The sequence below is a fragment of the Mameliella sp. AT18 genome, from assembly GCF_028807275.1.
GTDB classification, from domain to species: Bacteria; Pseudomonadota; Alphaproteobacteria; order Rhodobacterales; family Rhodobacteraceae; genus Antarctobacter; species Antarctobacter albus.
The window spans coordinates 1-1,293 of sequence record NZ_JARAMO010000094.1; the positions used below are offsets into that span (position 1 = coordinate 1).

Here is a 1,293-nt window from a genome sequence, read left to right on the forward strand (position 1 = left end):
ATCTCTTCCCCGATCAGGACGAGCCGTTCCCGCGTGTCGGTTTCATCGTCACCAACCTGCCGATGGAGCCGGACTGGGTGGTGCGGTTCTACAACCAGCGCGGCACCGCCGGGCAGCACATCAAGGAAGGCAAATACGCCTTCCGCTGGACGCGGCTTTCATGCTGGAAGTTTCGCGACAACGAGGTGCTGCTGCAACTGCACGCCTTGGCCTACAACCTGGCCACCTTCTTGCGCTGTATCGAGCTGCCCGAGGCCATGGCCGACTGGTCGTTGACCAGCTTACAACTGAAACTGATCAAGATCGGGGGGGCGTGTCGTGCGCCACGCTCGCGCCATCACCTTCCAGCTGGCCGAGGTTGCCGTGACCGGCCCGATGGTACGCGCCATCCTCGCCGCCATCCGCCGATTGCGAGCGCCTCCCTCATGCCCGTGACAGCACTCCAGCCCCAAACGGAACAGAAGCGGCAGGACAGGTCTGCACGCTGCGCTGAAAAACACTGCCGCCGGGACACAACACGGCGGCTTCGCGGTCTGATCCGCCCTATTCCAGCAGCCCGCACGCCCGCAGGCGCCGCTCAGGGCGGCAAATGCTTGCCCAGCGGCCTGGTTCGGGCAATCTTGGCGTCAGACGGCACACCACCCGGGGAATGTCGGAAGAAATGAAAGTATTAGAAACAATCGGCCTGGAGCGAAAAGCGCTTGGACAGTAGAACTGCACTATCCAAGCGGCAGGCCCAACGAAAAGTTTAGGTTCCCAGAGTGACTCTATACGATTTGCATCCTTTGGAATCCGGGCGCAGCTTGGGTAGTCGAATTAGTTTGGATTCGATCCACTATTTTCCGGATGGGATTGATATCGACATAGAGGATTTCTATTTCACAGGTAGGGAGAAATATAAAATATCATTTGGGGCGGGCGTGCTATCGGTGCGGATTTGCAATGAGTCGTACCTACTGGATGTTCCTTGGAGTTGGACTTCAAGTGAACCCAGCGGGATTGTCCCCAGTGTAGGTTTCTCCGAAGAAAGCGCGCTAATCGATGAATTTCACAAGGCGAGCATGGGAGTGCGAAGTGAGCAAAAAGTGTTTCACGTTGCTGTCTTGACGCAGCAAGAGTGGATAGATGTGCTTTGCTTGAGCCTCCCTATTATTTCGCCAATCAACTGGTAGGCGGAGGCGGTGTATTGAGTGCAGTTAGTTTATCTCGTCCCACGTCAATGAGAACAAGGGAATTTTCAGCTGCGAAGCTGCAAATATTCATTGTGACCCGCCCCCGCTGATTGGTCCGGTT

The 1,293-nt window shown here is 56.4% G+C and carries 1 pseudogene; it reads left to right on the plus strand.

Annotated elements, in window-relative coordinates:
* Positions 1 to 435, plus strand: a pseudogene (locus tag PVW46_RS13210) (transposase); the annotation flags it as partial.
* Positions 436 to 1,293: the final 858 nt, after the last annotated feature.